Source organism: Arthrobacter glycogeni (assembly GCF_054510815.1).
The window spans coordinates 22,900-40,553 of record NZ_JBTNDV010000010.1 but is presented as its reverse complement, the minus strand read 5'-3'; the positions used below and the strand labels follow the sequence as shown (position 1 = coordinate 40,553).

Here is a 17,654-nt window from a genome sequence, read left to right as displayed (position 1 = left end):
TGCACTGTTCTAATGTGCCCAGGTGTACGGCACAGGTGACACGCCGTCATCACGAACAACGGTGGGCGCAGTCTTGATCGTGTTGTCGTTCCAACTCCGGTAGCTATTGGGTGTCAGCATCAGCATTCTTTTGCCCTTACCGATTGGCCCGGATTCGCTTCCGCTGATCCATCCGTCAGTGACGGCGCCGATGATGGTGAGCTTGCCGTCCGATGTGTTGGACATAAAGTTCACGTGCCGTCGGGTGTACGAGCTGTGCATCACGGGCTGATGATGCACTATGTTGAAGCTTTCCTCGTGGTTGATCCCGGTGACGTTGCGGATCGACTGAAGGTTCCAGGTCTGGGCATCATTGGACTGCCAAAAGGTCGGCATCCCAACCTTGGAGTCATGGGTGAATACGTCGTAGAGCCTTGCCCGGTCGTGATTGTTGTAGCCAATCGGGGAGGCTCCGACGATCGCGCCCTTCACCCGCGACCCGAAGGTGTTACCCGTCCACCGGTAGCCGTCGATTTCCACGTTCCTCGTCACCGAATCGCTACCGCGCCACCAGTTGAGTCCGAATGTCTCTCCGGGGGGAGTTCCGGCGTCTCCGGGCACGCCCGTGATGAGAATGTCTTTGACGGTGGTACCCGGTGAAGACTGACCCACCATGATCCCGTTATACAGGTGACCCTGTTCGGTGCCCTGTAGCCAAAAGTTGGAAAGGACCTGGTCCTGCCCGTCGTTCATCCGCAGGAGGTACAGCTGGTTGGTTTGTCCGCTGCCTTGCGTTGGCACGGTGGCCGCGAAGCTCGATGTGTTTGTCTTCATCCGAATGATGGTGTCCCGGCCTTCACCGACAATGCCTTTCACTGTGGAAGGCACACGGATGGCAGCGGCGGGGTCACGGAAATTTGATACTTCGAAGACTCCGGCCGGCAGCTTGAGAACCTTCCCGGCGAGCTCCGGCTTCGCCAGGACTGTATTGATATTCTCTCCGGGGCTGGCAACACTCCCCCAGTTCACCCAGTTGCTGGCCGGAGCCGGCACAGGGGCCGGCGGAACCGGAGCGGGCGGGGCCGGCACAGGGGCCGGCGGAACCGGAGCGGGCGGGGCCGGCACAGGGGCCGGCGGAACCGGAGCGGGCGGGGCCGGCACAGGAGCAGGAGGGGTGGTTCCCTGAGGGGCTGCTACCCAGAATTTCGGTCCTTCGTCGCTCCAACCATCCTGGGCGAGTTCTGCCCGCTCCGCCGATGTCGTCGCAAAACGGTGGGTGTCACCTTTGAGGTAACGGTGTACCGGAACGGCGCAGTCCAAGGGCGTCGTCGATGCGTAGAACTCGAGGTGTTGAGTTTGGTAGCCGTGGCTATTCTGGGCATTTTCGAACTCTCCCACGCCGGGGGTGTCCGGCATCCAGACGAAATTCCCATCCCGGTACATCCGGTAGACGGGGTGAAGACCATCCACGGCTGCCGAGGCCGCCCGAAAAGCTAGACCCTTATCCTCGGTAAATCCGAAGCTTTGCCTGGCCGCTGCAATTTCGGCAGTCGAGGTGCTTAGGAGGGTCGCACCGCTTCCTGGATTCACGCTTCTGTAGGTGTTCTTCGTCATTGCCTCGCAGGGTGCCTGACCCGCGGGCGCCGCGTGTCCCGCTGTACTGGCGAGCGGCAGAAGCGACAGGACGAGCAGGGAGCCGATTGAGCGAGTGGTTATTTTCCTCATAGAGGGTCCTATGTTAGATGCGGTGAATGGCAGGAATCAGCAACGTGCTGTCCTGCACTCCTTGCAACTAAGCCCAGCCCTTAGCGTTGTTGACTTTTCTCCGGTGGGAGATCGGGCGAGAAGCTAAGCTGGCGCACCCACTCCGAGATGTGGGATCCGCCCTTCTACCCTGGTTTGCTGGCGGGCGAAACTGCCAGCAAACCACGGAAGACTGTATCACGGAAGGATAACGTCCTGTCTCTACGGGACCCATCAGGTAACCGTCACCGCGCGGAACTCGACTGGGGGGTATTCGAAATAGTTGCGGCAGAGCGAGAAGTAGCCACCCCGGTACACGTCAGAGGAAACGCTGACTGAACCTCCTTCCCCATCAGTTCTGGAACACCTGATAGATTCTGCCGATACGTCGATCTGGAAGCTCATCCATACTCCAGTGACGGGCTGCGCGGTGGACGTGCGCCCCAGCTCATAGCCGTCAATTTCGTCAGCTACGCGGCCAAAGAGCACGAGCTCACCGTCACTCCGAAGAATCATGTGATATCCACCCGATGAGGAAGGTTCCCGCACCCGGTACGGCGAGTCATCCCGTTGTCCGAACGCCAGCCCAGCATGATCCCCGTCACGGGGCAACGAGTCGGGCCACCGCATCTCGAAGTTGATGCTGTAGCTCGACGCTGGGACTGGACAGAGGGAGCCCATGCAATAGCTTGCTTTGTCTCCGTGCGACAGCAGTATTGACGATCCCGAACTGATGATTTCTGGTTGATGCGTCCAGGCAAGCGCCCATGGCAAGTCGCCGGCGCCCCGCAGCCCGGTCGCGAAAACATCCGCTGAAGCGCGCGCGTCCGCCGTGGTGACATACGGAATATTCGAACACATCATCCCCCGCACACCCAGGTTCATCAGTCGGTCCCGCAGCGAACGCGTATGTACCTCCCAGACAACGACGGGTGTGCCAGTCTGCACCAACTTAGTGATGAGTTCGTTGGGGGCTGAGTGATGGATCCCGAGGAGATCGTGCCGTTGGGCGAGACCTTGAAGGCTTTCTGCTGCGACCACGTCGAAATCCTCGTTGGTCAGATACCCCCACGTCTTGTATCCCCGCCGGGTGACCTCGGGGGGCACCTCGGCCAGTGCCGGCTGCTTCCACACGAAGTGGCGGGTGGGATGCGGATAGGTATCCATTAGATCGAGCAGTGCTGCAGTGTTCGTGCGTTGTTTGTCCTCAATAAAAACAACTGAATGGGTCGCATGAGTAGTGAGGACGTCGTGTAACAGTGGAATTGGCAGCAGAAGACTTTTGTCTCCTAGCCACGGGCGGGCGTCGTTCAGGAGCCCGGCCAGTTCATCGTAGGTGGTGTCGGCGATAACCCGGTCAGCGCCAGTCATTCGGAGCGTAGTGAGATCATGATGACATACCAGTTGGCGGTCGGCTGTCGCGCTCACCGACACTTCAATTGCTGTGGCCCCTGCAGCTACTGCCTGCTGATACGCCTCGACGGTATGTTCGGGCCAGTTGTCCATGGAGCCTCGGTGCGCAACGTAAAACACCTCGTCGGCCAGCAAATCGTCCACTGTATTGATCGGACGCGACTTTTCGCCGGGTGAAGGCACGGAACATCCCGCGAGCACCAGTCCTCCGGATGCGCCAAGGATGAACTGTCGTCTCGACAGCGACGCCGACATGTGTGGCACGCCTCCCCTATCGCCCGATCCAACGCGCCCCTGAATCGACACTGCGGCTGGATTTCACCCGATTCCGGGGAACGACCCCTCGGAGGCGGTCAAGGTGACCCGGCAGGACACTTTCCCGCTGGGCGGCAACCACTGTCATCGCAACGATAGTCCACACGATGATGCCGGCTACCGACCGCGTTGCCAGTCCGCTGTACGAATGGGGAATCAGCACCACTATCAAGCCGGCAATTGTTAGGCCTGGCACCGCGTGTCGGGTCCGGTAAGCCACCACGATATACAGCAGGGAACCGAAGTACAGCAGGGCGAACACTATGCCGATATCCACCGCATACATCAATAACGAACTTTCGAAACTGGTTTGGAGGCCAGCGTATTCAGATGCCTCGTAGCTCGAGGTAACCCCCTGACCGGTGAAGAGGTAGCGGTCCCAGTCGCGAAGGAAGATGCCGTACGCCCTGTTCCGGGCCTCAGTGGACCCGGTGTCGTCGGAGACCCGGCCGAGTATTCCAGCTGCGAGGGGGGAGGCAAGCAGGAAGAAGAATCCGGCGGCGATAGCCGCCAGAACCACCCCTTTGGTTCGCCGGCGGTGGTGGGCAAACACAATGGCATAGATGGCGCCAGCGGATGCCACGACAATTCCGACGCGCGACTGGCTGATTAACACCCCGGTCATGAACAGGGCAACCAATGGGACCGCGAGGAACAGGCTACGGACTCCTGCGAGGAGCGGCATCAGGGTGCACAGGACGAGAGACAGTGCCAGGGGTTGGTCAAATGTGCCCATCCACCGTTGGGTTTCCGGGTTGAACCAGAACTGGGTCAGGAAGCCATCTTCATAGAAAATGACGCGTCCCTCGAACCATTGCCAGATAGCGATGCAGGTGACCAGGCTGGCGCAAAGAAACAGGAAGTTCCGCAAGGTGATGGCGAGAAGGAGGGTGGTGGTGCCTGCCGCAAGGATGAGGAGGAAGATCATTGCGGGGGCGACCATCTGGTCGATGAACAGCACCATGCCCCCGCCACTTTGCATCGTTCGAGTCGTCAGAAAGGACACGGCGAAGATCAGCACCAGCACCAGGAACAGATAGCTGTGCCGGGTAACAGCTTGGCGGAGGGCCTGGGGATTACGACCCAGCTGGGTGACAAACACGGCGAAAGTCAGCCAGGTGGACGCGTGGAAGGTGAGGGGACCGACTCGTTGCCCCGTGATGAGGTAACTCCCCACTGTGGGCACGAAAAACCACAGCGCAATGATACAGAGGATTGCCGCGGCTGGGCGGGCGCGCAGAAAGAAAGCTGCTATGAAGCAGAGGCTTACCCACGCGAGAAGTTGCACTTCACTCCGCTCTGTAAAGTGTCAGAGGTGCGCCGCCGGTCATTGACTTTCGACATGCAGACCCCGCTTCCCGTCTGGGGCTGGGTCCTGCTGGGGATCGTTTCCGGTGCCGGACTCCGGCACCTTCGAGGGCGTCTGTTCAGGGGACAACCGGTTCCTCAATCGCCTGTCGATGGGCACCGCGTTGAAGACGAGACCCAGTACCTTGGCGCCTACCAATTCCAGGGTTTCTGCTCCTGCCCTCAGGCTGTCTGGAGTCGAGACCCCATACCTGGCCACGACGATGACGCCGTCCGATAGCGCGCACAGTGTTCTGGAGTCGGCAAAGGGCAAAAGCGGGGCACTATCGAGGATGATCAGATCAAACGCTTCCCTCGCCTGTCTTAAGACGGACTCCATCGCCTTCCCGCTCAGCAGTTCGGACGCCCGTCCGGATGCCGTGCCAGCGCACATGATCCAGAGGTCCTCCTGTGGGCCGGGGTCGAAAGCTGAGCTAAATTGGCCGCCATGCTGGAGCACATCCGACAGACCGTTTTCCTGACTCATCCCGAGACGCTCTGCGAGCCGCGGGTTTCGCAGGTCAGTTTCGATAAGGAGTGTCCGGTAGCCTGCTTCGGCGCAGGCCGCCGCCAGGTTGTAGGCGACTGATGACACGCCGTGGCCCGTCTCAGTCGATGTCACCGCTAGCGCACGCAGCGAATCTGCATCTGACCGGAAGTGGAGATTGGTGCGCAGGTTACGAAGCGCTTCAAACTGGAGTGAGTTCGCCGACGTCACACCGAGGTTCCGCACCTCGCTTTTCTTGGCCGCCGGCACCGTTGCTAGCAACTGTAAGCCACTGACGGCTTCAAGTCCGTCCATCGAGCGCAGTGCATCGTCATTACGGTGTCGAAAAATCACCACGCCCATTCCGATGGCGAGTCCGATAAGGATACCCAGCCCATAGTTCAGGGTCTCGCTGGGGGAAACGGGGTTGTCGTCCTGAGTTGGCCCGGCGACGACGTTCAACACTGTTTCAGCGCCCTCAGGATTTCCCGCGCTTTCGAGATCGTTGACCAGACGGTTGAAATTGGTGGCAATCGATGACGCGATGGCCGACGCCTCGTCTTGCTCAATGCTTCTTACATTTGCGGTCAGAATGAGTGTCTCGGCATCCCCATTCGCATTGATCATGCCGGTGACCGTCTCAACCGATTCGTCGACACCACTGGCTTTCGAAATCTGTTCCACAATCTTTTCGCTCGTCAGCAGACTGGCGTAGCCGATAATTCGCAGCCGGGCGAGTTCGTCAGCCTGAAGGGCTGATTGGCCCGTAGCGGTCGGCGCGAAGACATAGAACCTGACCGTACTTTGGTACACGGGGACGGTAGCGAAAGTGACGGCCGCTGCGATGCCTGTGCAGATGACGACGGACAGCAGAATAATCCACCAGCTCTTGCGGGCGGAACGAGCGAGCGAGCTCTGAAGCATGTGGATACCTGTCTACATCAGGGGCATCGGAGCCAGCGCCCGAAGCATCGCCCGCAGGAGGTGAGAGGGTAAATCTCGCGCCTGACACGGAAGGACCGCCCGGAATTAGTTCTACTACACAACCGGTCGCTGCGTAACCCCATTGACAACACTGCATACAATCATTTCTAGTTACACGGAGTCACTGGGAACTGATTTTTTTGGCAACTCCAGGACAAGGGGGCGTGCAGTGAGAGGTCGGAAATTGCGGGTGCTGGTGGCTCATCCGAGCAGCGAGTTGTATGGCACCGACCGGGTGCTCCTCGAAAGCATCGATGGCTTTTTGGACCGGCACTGGACCGTGGCTGTCGCGCTTCCCGTCAATGGGCCCCTTGTCCCGGAATTGCAGGCCCGCGGGGTCACGGTTTACCGCTGTAGCTCACCAGTGCTACGCAAAAGCCTTTTGTCGCCCCTGGGTCTCTTCCAGCTCGCTATCGCCGCGATGACCGGTGCTGTCAAAGGTTTCCGCGTGATCAGGCAATTCAATCCCGACATCATCTACGTCAATACCATAACTATTCCGCTGTGGCCTGTCTTGGGCCGCGTCAGCGGCCGGCCCGTTCTTACCCACGTCCATGAGGCCGAAGGAAGCGCTCCGCGTTTGCTGCGGATGGCGCTCGCCGCACCACTTGTCCTGGCGAGTTCCATCGTGGCAAATAGTCGGTACAGTGCTGAGGTCCATGCGACGGCTGTTCCCCGGCTGCTGGGTAGGGCGGAGATTGTCTACAACGGTGTGCCGGAGCCGACCTCGACAGCAGCCGCACGAACCAGTGAACCGCGACCACTCCGGGTGCTCTATGTCGGCCGGCTGTCTCACCGCAAGGGGGTCGACGTCGTGATCGACGCAGTCGGTGAGCTGCACCGGCGGGCTGTGCCAATAGTGTTGGACATCGTTGGTGCCGTGTATCCCGGATACGAACCCTACGAGCAAAGCCTCCGGCAGAGCGTCGCACGGCAGGGCCTGGATGACATTGTGACGTTTCACGGGTTTCACACCGATGTGTCACACTTCAGGTCAGATTCTGATGTTGCGGTCGTACCGTCACGGCTCGACGAGCCCTTTGGCAACACTGCCGTGGAAACCCTCCTTGCCGCACGACCACTCGTGGTGAGTGAAACGTCTGGTTTAAAGGAAGCAGCGGGGGGTTACAAAAGTACGCAGTTCATAGCACCGGGCAACGCTGCGGAACTGGCTGATGCCCTCCACCGGGTCATCCGGAACTGGGATTATTTTCGACGCGCGGCTGCTGGTGATTCCCTGGCGGCCGCCGCCAAGCACGGCACTGGTGCGTACCGGCGAGCCTTATCGGACGCTATCTTGCGAACCGCATGCGCAAACGATTAAAGGGTACCGTCAGCGCCTCCCCCACAGTGGATCCGACGGGCAGCGTCGGTGGTGGGTTTCAGCAAGACAGAGCAGTGCATGGGGTTCGCTGGTCCCTGTTAGCCGTGGTCGGACGGCAGGGATTTCAGATCCTCGGCGCACTGGTCCTCGCCCGGATTCTTGGTCCGGCAAGCTACGGAATCATTAGCGTGGCAAGTATTTATGTGGTGCTGGTGACGCTCCTGCTGGATCAAGGGTTGTCGGCAGCGCTGGTGCAGCGACCACAGCTCGCGTCACGGGCCCCAGGCGCCATAGTGACGCTGAATCTGGTGACCGCTGTTGTCCTCGGCGCGTTAACCTGGCTCACCGCTCCGTGGCTGGCGGGTTTCTTCTCAGTTCCAGAATTGATCCTTGTGCTGCACATTTTTGCCGTCGCGCTCCCGATCAAGGCCCTTGGCGTCGTGCCGCGGGCGATGCTTTCCCGTGAGCTCCAGTTCCGCGGTATGGCCGTTTCGGATGTCGCTGGTGCCGCGGTCGGCACCGTTTGCGGCGTCACGGCCGCTCTGCTTGGGGCAGACCACTTCGCCGTCGTCTACCAGGTGATTGCCATGGACCTGGTCGCGGGGGTGGTTTTGCTGGTAGCGGCGAGGGGACCGGTCCCGAATTTGCACCTGAATGAGGTCCTTCCCCTGCTGCGGTTCAGTGTCGGAGTGTTTGGTGTCAATGCCCTCGCCTATTTCTCCCGCAATATCGACAACATACTCGTGGGCCGCGTCCTCGGCGTCACAGCTCTGTCGCTGTATGGCATGGCCTATCGGGTGCTCGCGGTGCCGGTGATGCTTTTTGGTCAAACGGTCAACCGGGTCATGTTTCCGGTATTTTCGCGCACCTCCGCCAATCGGGCCCTGGTGGCGGGAAACCTCCTGAAATCCATGCAGGTGCTATCAATGCTGGTTGTCCCAGTCATGGTCTTCACGGCCTGTGCGTCGCCCGTTCTTGTCCACTTTGTACTGGGTGATGAGTGGACGGAGGCCGCACCCCTTCTCAGCGTGCTTGCTGTCGCGGGCGCACGGGAAACCATTTTCTTTATCGCTCCGTCGCTGATGCGAGGCATGGGAAAGGCTGGCCTCAATCTGAAGTACGAAATCCTGGCGACAATCGCTCAGGTGACCGGAATCGCCGTCGGCCTGCAGTTCGGCTTGTTCTGGGTCGCTGTAGGTTACGCGGCGGGAGGGTTCCTACTGACCCCAGTCCTGCTTCTGATTCAGTCACGGCTGTGCGGAGCGACGGTCAAAACCCAGCTCGCAACCATCTGGCCGGCGGTACACTGCAGTTTCTGGGGCGCTTCCGCCTATCTAGCCGTCGGGCTCCTGGACTTGTCGGACGGAGGTCAATTGATTGCAGGGTTTGTCGGTTTTGTCGTCACCTCCGCTGTGATCCTGGTCGTGTTCCACCGCCGACGGACCAGGGTGTTCCTCTCGCGTCTGGTCACCCTGACCAACCTGCGAAGGTAGCCCCCGCGATTTTCTCCTAGAAAGGACACAATGCCAGACACTGACGCGGAATCGGTAGTCATTGCGATATTGACGTACCGCAGGCCGGAGGACCTCGCCGCTACTCTGCCTGAGCTCGTCTCACAGGCGCTTTCGAGCACTGTCCCGGCGACAATCCTCGTGGTGGATAATGACCCCGACGCGGGCGCACGCGGGTTGATCCACCAGTATGACGGCACCCTTGTACGCTATGTCCACGAGCCTGAACCCGGCATCGCCGCAGCCCGCAGCCGAGCCCTGACGGAGGCTGCGGACTTCAGTCTGCTGGCGTTCATCGACGACGACGAGCGACCCACACCGGACTGGCTAGCCCTCCTGCTGGAGGCTCAGCGCTCAAGCGGTGCGGCTGGCGTCGTGGGTCCGGTCGTCTCCGAGTACGCTCACCCGCCAGATCCGTGGATCACTGCCGGAGAATTCTTCACCCGCCGGAGAATGCCCACAGGTACCGCGGTCACCGTCGCGGCAACGAACAATCTACTGCTGGACCTCAGACAGGTCCGAACGATGGGTCTCGACTTCAATCGCGAGTTCGGTTTGTTGGGCGGCGAGGACACACTGTTCACCCGGCTCCTTGCCCAGCGGGGCGGCAAGATGATCTGGTGTGATGACGCCATCGTCATGGACCGTGTACCCGCCCAACGGCTCACCCGCTCCTGGGTCATGCGCCGTGCGTTCAGCAGTGGCAACAGCTGGAGCCGGGTTAGCCTCGAACTGGTGGTGGGCCGACGCTTCCACCGGCTTTTCCGACGCCTGCGATTGTTTACGGCCGGACTCCTCCGGATAGCCGGCGGGTGTACGGGATTGATTCGGGGAATCGCGACCCGTTCAATGGCGCACCGGGCGAAAGGACTGCGCACCGTTGCACGGGGGGCGGGAATGATGTTGGGAGCGGCCGGCTACGTGTACCGGGAGTACCGGCGCCGGCCGCCGACCGCAACCCCTAAGGCGCCTGGTCGCTGATCAAATTGTCGAATCTCACCAGCAGCGGCGCATTGCCTGCACCGCTCGATAAATAGGTGAAGAATCCAATGCCGCCCGATGCTTGCAGGGCGGCTGTCGCGTCCGTCGCAGTCACCAGCCAACCGGCCGGTTCGGTAGCCCCTACCCGCCACACTTTCGCACTGATGACGGTCGGGGATACCCCAACAACACGCACCCGCACCTGCACCTGTTGCCCTGCCGCATACTGGATGCCTGGAACGGGGCTGGAGCCTAACGAGGTTTCGGTTCCTCCAACTGTGCGGGTTGCGTCAAGCCGGATGGCCCCGCTTGCTGAGATATGAACCTTCGCCTGGTACCGCGCCGATCCGCTGACGGTCCGTCCGGAAAGCCAGAGATAGGTGCCGCTACCCGTGCCCAGCTTCGACAGCGCCACCTGAACGCTGGTATCGGTTCGGGTGGACACCACGGACTTAAGGCTCGCTGACGGCCCTGCCCCAGCCCGGTCGAGGTTCATGATTCCTTCCCCGTTGGCGACCGAGAAGAGAGACGCCGAACCCTCAAGGGTCCACGCGCCGCCTTGATCGGCAGCACCGAGACCCGATGACACGTTTCGCGTGAAGGTGTCCCGGGCAAGAGCTTGTTGGTTAGGCGGCGGAGGATCCGTTGACAGGGTTACCTGGCGGACCGTAGTTGCTGTCGCTGCGTCATTGTCGGTCACCGTCAATCTGAGGGAGTAGGTGCCAGCCGCGCCGTAGGTACGGGTCGCGGTGGCCCCGGTTGCGGTGGTCCCGTCACCGAAGTCCCATATATATCCGGCGATCGTACCGTCCGAGTCGGTGGACCCTGACCCGTCAACGGTGACGGTGAGCCCCGCGGTGGTGTGCGTGTACGCTGCGGCGGGAGCTGTATTGGCTGCCGGTCCGCCGCCGCCTACCGGCACGTTGACGCTGACGGTCCCCGAGCCGACCGTGTTGCCGAACGGATCGCTGGCAAGAATGCGGTAACTGTGATTACCCGCTGACAGGCCGGTATCGGTGAAGTCGACGAATGGGCGGTTCCAGAAGGTGGACTGTCGGACGCTGGTGTGAACTGGCGCAGCGGTGTTGCCGTCGCGGATCACCTGATAGGAAAGGTTTTGGTTATCCCTGTCCCAGTTTGTCTGCCATCTCACGCGAACCTCACCGGCACGCAGATAGGCTAACGCCGGATTGGTGGGAGTACCCGACACCCGTGGCCCATCAGCGTTGGGCGCTACCCCCGGGGCAGCAAACCGGACCAGTCCCTGCTGAGGCCTGCCGTTCACGTTACGGAACTCCCCGGCCATCGCTACGTACTCCTCGGTGCCAGTTACGGTCCATGGTCCCTGTGATTGGCCGGTCACCGTGCCGGTATCCAGCTGTGGAAACCAGTTAAGCAGTGCCGGGGCGGGTTTGCCGGTGAAGCTCGGATAGCCGTAGATGTCAGCGGTAGCGGTCCTGGTTGCGGCTTTGGAAAAGGCAATTGCACGCCACCACGTCCGCGGTTCCGTCTGCGGGAATCCTCCGATGTTGCCGCAATAGTGGGCATGACCTGCCGTATATACGGCCGTCGATGACGCCCATACCCCGTATGTGTCCCCATGGCAGTCTTCGACCCATTTGAGGTTGCCGTCGGCCCAGTTTCCGGCGAAGGCGCCCTCCAGGTTCCCTCCCGTTCCGAAGATGTACCCGGTGCCGTAGAAGCTGGTGCCGTCCGAGGACAGGGAGAGAATCGCCGAGTCGGTGCCGCCATTGCGGATCGTGTCATTGACGCCCAGCGGGATGGAAGCACCGGTGGTAGCGTTCACCCGTCCCAGGCCGTAGCCCGGCCGGGCCGAGCCGTTGAGGGTAGTGAAGGCGCCGCCTACGACGACAGTCGACCGATCCGGTGAGATCACCAAAGCGTTCACCCGGTCATTGGCGTTGGGATTCCACGGAAGAAGACCGCCATCGGACGCCCGGACTGCGGCTAGCCGCGAGCGGGCAACTGACCCGACTGATCCGAATGTGCCGCCGAGGTAGACGGTGTCATTGGTTGCGGCGATAGCTCGCACCGACCCACTCATCCGGGGATTGAAACTTGAAATCACGGCTCCGGTAGCGGGGTTCAACGCGGCCGCCCGCAGCCGGGAGGTGCCGCTTACCGTAGTGAAATCGCCTCCGACGTAGAGGCGTGACCCATCGGGTGCTGCAGCGATGGTCAATGCCTGACCATTAAGGTTCGGTGCAAAGGATCCCAGTAGCGCGCCGGTGGTCAGGTTGTACGCGAGAATGTTGTTCCGCGAAACTGTGGACGTGTTTGGGGCAGCACCCGAGGGACGTGCGGTGGTGAACCGTCCCGCCACATACACCACATTCCCGATGATTGTCTGCTGCCAGGCGACGCCATTGATCTGCGCGGTCGGGAGAGCATCGGACGATACGGTGACGGGAGTGGCAGGATTCTGCGGATCCGCCGGTGCGGTATCTGCCTGGACGGGACCGCCGACGAGGGCGGTCGACAGGGCAAGTAGCAGACCCAAAATGGCCGCGGTGACGGCCTGCCTGGTGAGCTTGACCCTGAATTTTGACTGGGCGGCGACGGCGCGGAGGACCGTTTCCCCCCTCGGCGGTGAGTGATCGGTCATAATGTAACTGCCTTAGTCGAGCATTGGACCCACTGGTAGATAGGGCCTGTGGCCGGTCGGAGCCGGCACCAGATCCTGTGACAGCCCGTGGGCGTCGCTGACGGCGGACGCGGGCGCAACGGGGGCAAGACCGCGAATCTTCAGGCGGTCGCTTGCCGAATACAATCCCCGGATCCACGCATCGTTGCCGGATCCTTCGACGTTATTGGATTTCATGAGCGCCTTTTCCTGCGTTCCCGGTATCAGAGCGAAATGGCGCGGAGTTGGGGAGATCTGGCGCACCGGATATCCTGCGCGCAAAGCGACCCAGTGGAGCCAGATGTCATCGGCAGTCGGACTGAGCTCCAGGAAGGCTGTGCCCCGTCCAGCGAGCTCCCTCAGCATGGCCGGTGGGTAAATGACTCCTGACACCCCCAGCGCGATGTTCGAGAAATCAGCCCGGGTGTCCGAGCAGTTCGGCCAGGTGTGATAGCTCTGGACGTTGCCGTCCGCAAACATGATTCTGCTCGCCCAGTGACAATTGATGCTGGTGGGATGGTCCAGGTAGGCAAGCTGCAGCCGGCGGAGCCAGTGAACCGGGTACATGATGTCGTCGTCGGCGGTCACCAATGGGAACCGGTGATCCTGCGTTGACTGGACGTAGGGGAAGTATTTGGTGTGCGGCCCAAGGTTGTCGGTCAAGAGGATCTCGAGACCTCGGGCTTCGAGCCGGCGCAGGGCTGGGGGTCGCGAGGCATGGATCTCCGGGTCGTCGAGCCAGAGAATGATCCGAGACGGTTTGCTACTGCCACGGGCGATCGATTCGATGGCCATGGCAGCGGCATCGATACGTCGCCCATAGGTGGTGATCGACACGACAATCGGCGTTGACCCGGTGATCGTCTTTCGGACGACGACGTTCCGAACGGCAAGATAGAACCAGAGCAGGATATTCCGCAGCCGCCGGGTGCCACGTCGGAGCGACCGCAAAAGGAGGCGGAGGCTGGTTGTCCCAGGTGTGCGTGCAATCGGTTCCGTAGTCATCGGGTCCCTTTCCGGCGCTGCTGGGTTCCGCCCGAGGGAAGAACCCAGCAGGACATAGCTTATTACGGCACGGTGGTGGTGGCGAGGTCGTCGAACCGGACGGTGACCGGCGCGTTGGTTGCTGAACCCGACAAATAGGTCAGCAGGGCCACACTGCCCGGAGCCTGCAGGGCCGGCGTGCTGTCGGTCGCGCTGACCATCCAGGCCACCGGCTCAGTAGTGCCCACCTTCCACACCTTCGCCCTGATCGTGGTCGGGGAGGTTCCCGTCACCTGCAGACGTACCTGCAGCTGCTCTCCGGCCGCGAGACGAAGCCCGGTGACACTTCGTGTCGCAAGGGTGGTCAGTGCGCCGTTGACAACACGGGTCGCATCAAGCGTCACGGTGCCCGTCGAGGACACCCAGACCTTGCCGCGGTACTCCGCAGTCGAGACTTTACGACCCACCAGGTAGACGAATGTCCCGCCACCGCTGCCGACCTTATCCACGCCAAACTTCACCGAGGATTCGGAACTGGCCGAGGACACGGAGTTCAGGTACGCTCCCGGACCCGACCCAGCGGAGCCGATCCGGATCGATCCGACACCGGCCGCCACCGAGAACAGCGAAGCCGCGCCCCCCAGGGTCCACGCACCACCCTGCTCGGCAGTTCCGAAGCCGGAGGCAATCGTCCTGCCGAACGTATCCGCGGCCAGCACGCCGGCCCCCGCGGGAGGCGAAGCCACAGAGACGTTTCTGGTGGTGCTGTGGGTTGCGCCGTCGTCGTCGGTGACGGTCAGCCGCACCGGGTAGGTCCCGGCCGCACCATAGGTGTGCGACGCGTTCACTCCGGTACCCGTGCCACCATCACCGAAGTTCCACGCATACCCGGCAATCGTCCCATCGGAGTCAGTCGACCCCGAACCGTCTACCGCCACCGCAGGCCCGCTCACCACCGATGCGAACGCAGCAACCGGCGCCACGTTGGCGACAGGTGGCGCAGTAACAGTTACGTCCTTTGTGGTGCTGTGGGTCGCGCCCTCGTCGTCTGTGACAGTCAACCGCACGGGGTAAGTTCCCGCCGCCGCATAGGTATGCGACGCGTTCACCCCAGTACCGGTGCCGCCATCACCGAAGTTCCACGCATACCCGGCAACCGTCCCATCCGAGTCAGCAGATCCGGAACCGTCCACTGCAACACCCAAACTATTTACCGTCGACGTGAACGCAGCAACCGGCGCCACATTCGCAGGTGGCGGGGCCACTGTGACGTCCCTGGTCGTGCTGTGGGTTGCCCCATCATCGTCGGTGACAGTCAGCCGCACCGGGTAGGTCCCGGCGGCAGCGTAGGTATGCGATGCGTTCACCCCGGTACCCGTGGTTCCATCACCGAAGTTCCACGCATACCCGGCAACCGTCCCATCCGAGTCAGCGGACCCCGAACCATCCACCGCCACCGCGAGCCCACTCACCACCGACGTGAATGCGGCAGTCGGTGGAGCGTTGAGCAACACCCCGGTGGTTCCGGCGTCGTAGTGGGTCTTGACTGCGCCGGCGCTCAGGGCAGTCGGGTAGATTGCCACCTCATCGACGTCGCCCTGGAAATACCTGCTGGTTGGAATTGACGGCCAGCCCCCCAGATTGTCGCCGCCTACCCGCCAGTACCCGTCCACGGACCTGCCCGTTGTTGGTGTGTCACGCCCAGCGGCACGCACTCCGTCAATGTAGAGCTGCATTCCATTGGCCCCGAGTGTCGCGACGACATGGTGCCATTTCCCGTCGTTGTATCCGGTGGTGCTGTTGACTGTCCACCGGAAGCCCTTTGGCGCCACTCCGAAGAAGATCCTGCCCGTGTTGTCCATATAGACGTGCCGGTCCACCACGGAGGACAGGGTGTTGAGCGCGTCGCCGAAGCCGATGATCTTGCCTCCGGTGGTGGTACTGGTCCGGATCCAGGCTTCGGTGCTGAAGGTGTTGGGCCGCTTCGCTCTGGTGGGGTCGGCAAGGATCCCGCTGGTGGTTCCGTTGAGCGTCACGCCTGTGTTGATGTCTCCGCTGAGTGCCCCTGCCGTACCGAAGGCCACCCCAGCCGAAGCCGCAAGGTCATCCGGACCCGAGGAGTCGAATCCTGTCGGGCCAGCGGATTCACCGAGCCGCCAGCTATTGACTGGTCCGTCCCGTTTGATGGTCTGGTGATATGCGCTCGGAGGTGGCTCCTCCGAGGCTGCGGTGACTGTCACGGTATCCGAACGGACCTCATTGCCCGCAGGATCAGTCACGAAGATACGGTAGCCATACTGGCGCCCGGGCACCAGCCCCGTATCCATGAAAGTCATGCCGGGCCGCTCCCAGAACGTCGATTCCTGCGACAACGTCCGGATCACGACCGTGTCCCTGCGGACCTGGTAGGTGAGGTTCTTGTTGTCCTGATCCCAGTTGGCCTGCCACCGCACCCGCACCGTTCCGGGTGCGGACGACACCAGGGTCGGGTTGAAATTGGTGCCGGTAACGCGCGGGCCTCGCCTATTCGGTGCGACTTCCTTGACCGCGAAACGGACAAGGCCCTGCTGCGCGATACCGTTGACCGACGGGAATTCGCCGCCGTATGCCATGTACTGCGTGTTTCCGGTGACAGACCAGGCGCCCTGGTTCTGGCCTGTATACCGCCCGTCCAGAATGGAGGGGAACCAGTTGAGCAGGGTTGGGGAAGGATTTCCCTCGAAGTTGGTATACCCGTAGGCCTCATCCGTCACAGTGCCCGTGGCGCTCTTACTGAAGGCCAAAGCGCGGTTGAACTGCCAGGGGGCCTCCTGCGGGAAGCCCCCGATATTACCGCAGTAATGCGCATGGCCGGCCGAGTAGATAACGTCGCCCTGCGCATGAACCGAGTAGGTGTCGCCGTGGCAGTCCTGGATCCAGTCTGTCGAAAAGTCGGACCACTTCACGGAAAAGATGCCTTCGAGGGTGCTGGCACGGCCGAAGGTATAGCCGGACCCGTACACGTTGGTCGAGTTGGACGACAGGCTGGTGATGGAGCCACTCGGGCCGCCGTTCCTGACGATGTTGTTGGCGGGAAACGGAAGGGACTGGCCTGTTGCGACGTCGACAGCACCCAGCCCGTATCCGGGCCGGTCCGACCCGTTGAGGGTAGTAAACGCTCCTCCGACCACCATTTTTGTTCCATCTGGGGAGAGGGCGAGCCCGTTAACCTGCCCCCCGACTGCGGCGGGCGCCCAGTCGAGCAAGGACCCGTCAGTGGCGCTGAATGCTGCCAGGCGAGCTCTGGTGACGGTGCCCACCCCGGTAAAGAGCCCACCGAGGTAGACCGTGTCGTTTGTTGCCACGATGGCCCGAACCGAGGCGTCCATCTTCGGTACGAAGTTGGTCAGGAGACGACCGTTGACGGGATCCAATGCCGCCACCCGCCACACCGTGGCCCCGTTCACCGCGGTGAATGATCCTCCCACGTAGATTCGGGTCCCATCGGGAGAGGCTGCCACGGCCGTGGCCTGGCCGTTGAGGTTCGGTGCGAAGGAATCGATCAGCGTTCCGGTGCGGATGTCGTAAGCGAGGATGTTGTTGCGCACCACGGTGTTCACGCCGACCGGGGAGCCAGCGGGCCGCGCAGTCGTGAAGCTGCCAGCGACGTAGACGGTGTTCCCCACGATGGTCTGTTGCCAGACCACCCCGTCAATCTGAACTGTCGGTAAGGCATCGGCAGTAACGGTCGTTGGGCTCGCCGGATTGGTCGGGTCCAGGGGCGCGCTATCCGCCGATGCGGGCGAAGTCCCCACAATTGCCATGGATACGATCACTGCAAGGGAGCACAGGGCGGCGGTGAGACCGCGTGCCCTCGGTGTTCCCCCCCGCCCGCGTGCCGCCTGCGTCTCCTGCGACTGGCCCGGACCTCGCGTCGCGCGGTGCGGCAAGTATGCTTTCACG

At 61.8% G+C, this 17,654-nt stretch carries 10 protein-coding genes; 3 read left to right on the top strand and 7 right to left on the bottom strand.

What is annotated here, in order from left to right:
- Positions 1–9: 9 nt before the first annotated feature.
- The 4 genes from ACX80G_RS11660 to ACX80G_RS11645 form a co-directional block, all read right to left on the bottom strand.
- Positions 10–1,704, bottom strand: coding sequence for a hypothetical protein (locus ACX80G_RS11660; protein WP_459307808.1), 1,695 nt, complete (start codon positions 1,702–1,704; stop codon positions 10–12).
- 252 nt (positions 1,705–1,956) lie between these two features.
- Positions 1,957–3,390 (bottom strand): glycerophosphodiester phosphodiesterase, encoded by a 1,434-nt coding sequence (locus ACX80G_RS11655; protein WP_459307807.1) that lies wholly within the window; start codon positions 3,388–3,390, stop codon positions 1,957–1,959.
- Positions 3,391–3,406: 16 nt separating this feature from the next.
- A complete protein-coding gene (locus ACX80G_RS11650) occupies positions 3,407–4,636 on the bottom strand; it encodes a hypothetical protein (RefSeq protein ID WP_459307806.1) in 1,230 nt (409 codons plus the stop codon).
- A gap of 141 nt (positions 4,637–4,777) precedes the next feature.
- Positions 4,778–6,208 carry a tyrosine-protein kinase domain-containing protein gene (locus ACX80G_RS11645; protein WP_459307805.1) on the bottom strand — a complete coding sequence of 477 codons (1,431 nt, stop codon included), beginning with the start codon at positions 6,206–6,208 and terminating at the stop codon, positions 4,778–4,780.
- Between the two features lie 229 nt (positions 6,209–6,437).
- Between ACX80G_RS11645 and ACX80G_RS11640 the strand changes: the two genes are divergently transcribed.
- From ACX80G_RS11640 to ACX80G_RS11630, 3 genes are read left to right on the top strand one after another with little or no spacing between them, the layout of a single operon-like run.
- On the top strand, positions 6,438–7,592 hold the full coding sequence (locus tag ACX80G_RS11640) for a glycosyltransferase family 4 protein (RefSeq protein ID WP_459307804.1): 1,155 nt from the start codon (positions 6,438–6,440) through the stop codon (positions 7,590–7,592).
- Positions 7,577–9,085 (top strand): lipopolysaccharide biosynthesis protein, encoded by a 1,509-nt coding sequence (locus ACX80G_RS11635; protein WP_459307803.1) that lies wholly within the window; start codon positions 7,577–7,579, stop codon positions 9,083–9,085. Before ACX80G_RS11640 ends, ACX80G_RS11635 begins: the two co-directional genes overlap by 16 nt.
- A gap of 30 nt (positions 9,086–9,115) precedes the next feature.
- Positions 9,116–10,084, top strand: a complete 969-nt coding sequence (locus tag ACX80G_RS11630; RefSeq protein WP_459307802.1) for a glycosyltransferase family 2 protein — start codon at positions 9,116–9,118, stop codon at positions 10,082–10,084.
- On the opposite strand, the gene ACX80G_RS11625 is transcribed toward ACX80G_RS11630, so the two are convergent.
- The 3 genes from ACX80G_RS11625 to ACX80G_RS11615 all read right to left on the bottom strand — a co-directional run bounded on the left by ACX80G_RS11625 (position 10,065) and on the right by ACX80G_RS11615 (position 17,653).
- Positions 10,065–12,710, bottom strand: coding sequence for a PKD domain-containing protein (locus ACX80G_RS11625; protein WP_459307801.1), 2,646 nt, complete (start codon positions 12,708–12,710; stop codon positions 10,065–10,067). The genes ACX80G_RS11630 and ACX80G_RS11625 overlap by 20 nt on opposite strands.
- A 12-nt stretch (positions 12,711–12,722) precedes the next feature.
- Positions 12,723–13,733, bottom strand: a complete 1,011-nt coding sequence (locus ACX80G_RS11620) for a hypothetical protein (RefSeq protein ID WP_459307800.1) — start codon at positions 13,731–13,733, stop codon at positions 12,723–12,725.
- 62 nt (positions 13,734–13,795) lie between these two features.
- Positions 13,796–17,653 carry a PKD domain-containing protein gene (locus ACX80G_RS11615; RefSeq protein ID WP_459307799.1) on the bottom strand — a complete coding sequence of 1,286 codons (3,858 nt, stop codon included), beginning with the start codon at positions 17,651–17,653 and terminating at the stop codon, positions 13,796–13,798.
- Position 17,654 lies beyond the last annotated feature (1 nt).

What these genes read in the sequence shown, in the direction of transcription:
- ACX80G_RS11660 (WP_459307808.1), bottom strand. Translation starts at nt 1,704, where the DNA reads ATGAGGAAAATAACCACTCGCTCAATCGGCTCCCTGCTCGTCCTGTCG.
- ACX80G_RS11655 (WP_459307807.1), bottom strand. Translation starts at nt 3,390, where the DNA reads ATGTCGGCGTCGCTGTCGAGACGACAGTTCATCCTTGGCGCATCCGGA.
- ACX80G_RS11645 (WP_459307805.1), bottom strand. Translation starts at nt 6,208, where the DNA reads ATGCTTCAGAGCTCGCTCGCTCGTTCCGCCCGCAAGAGCTGGTGGATT.
- ACX80G_RS11635 (WP_459307803.1), top strand. Translation starts at nt 7,577, where the DNA reads ATGCGCAAACGATTAAAGGGTACCGTCAGCGCCTCCCCCACAGTGGAT.
- ACX80G_RS11630 (WP_459307802.1), top strand. Translation starts at nt 9,116, where the DNA reads ATGCCAGACACTGACGCGGAATCGGTAGTCATTGCGATATTGACGTAC.
- ACX80G_RS11625 (WP_459307801.1), bottom strand. Translation starts at nt 12,710, where the DNA reads ATGACCGATCACTCACCGCCGAGGGGGGAAACGGTCCTCCGCGCCGTC.
- ACX80G_RS11620 (WP_459307800.1), bottom strand. Translation starts at nt 13,733, where the DNA reads ATGACTACGGAACCGATTGCACGCACACCTGGGACAACCAGCCTCCGC.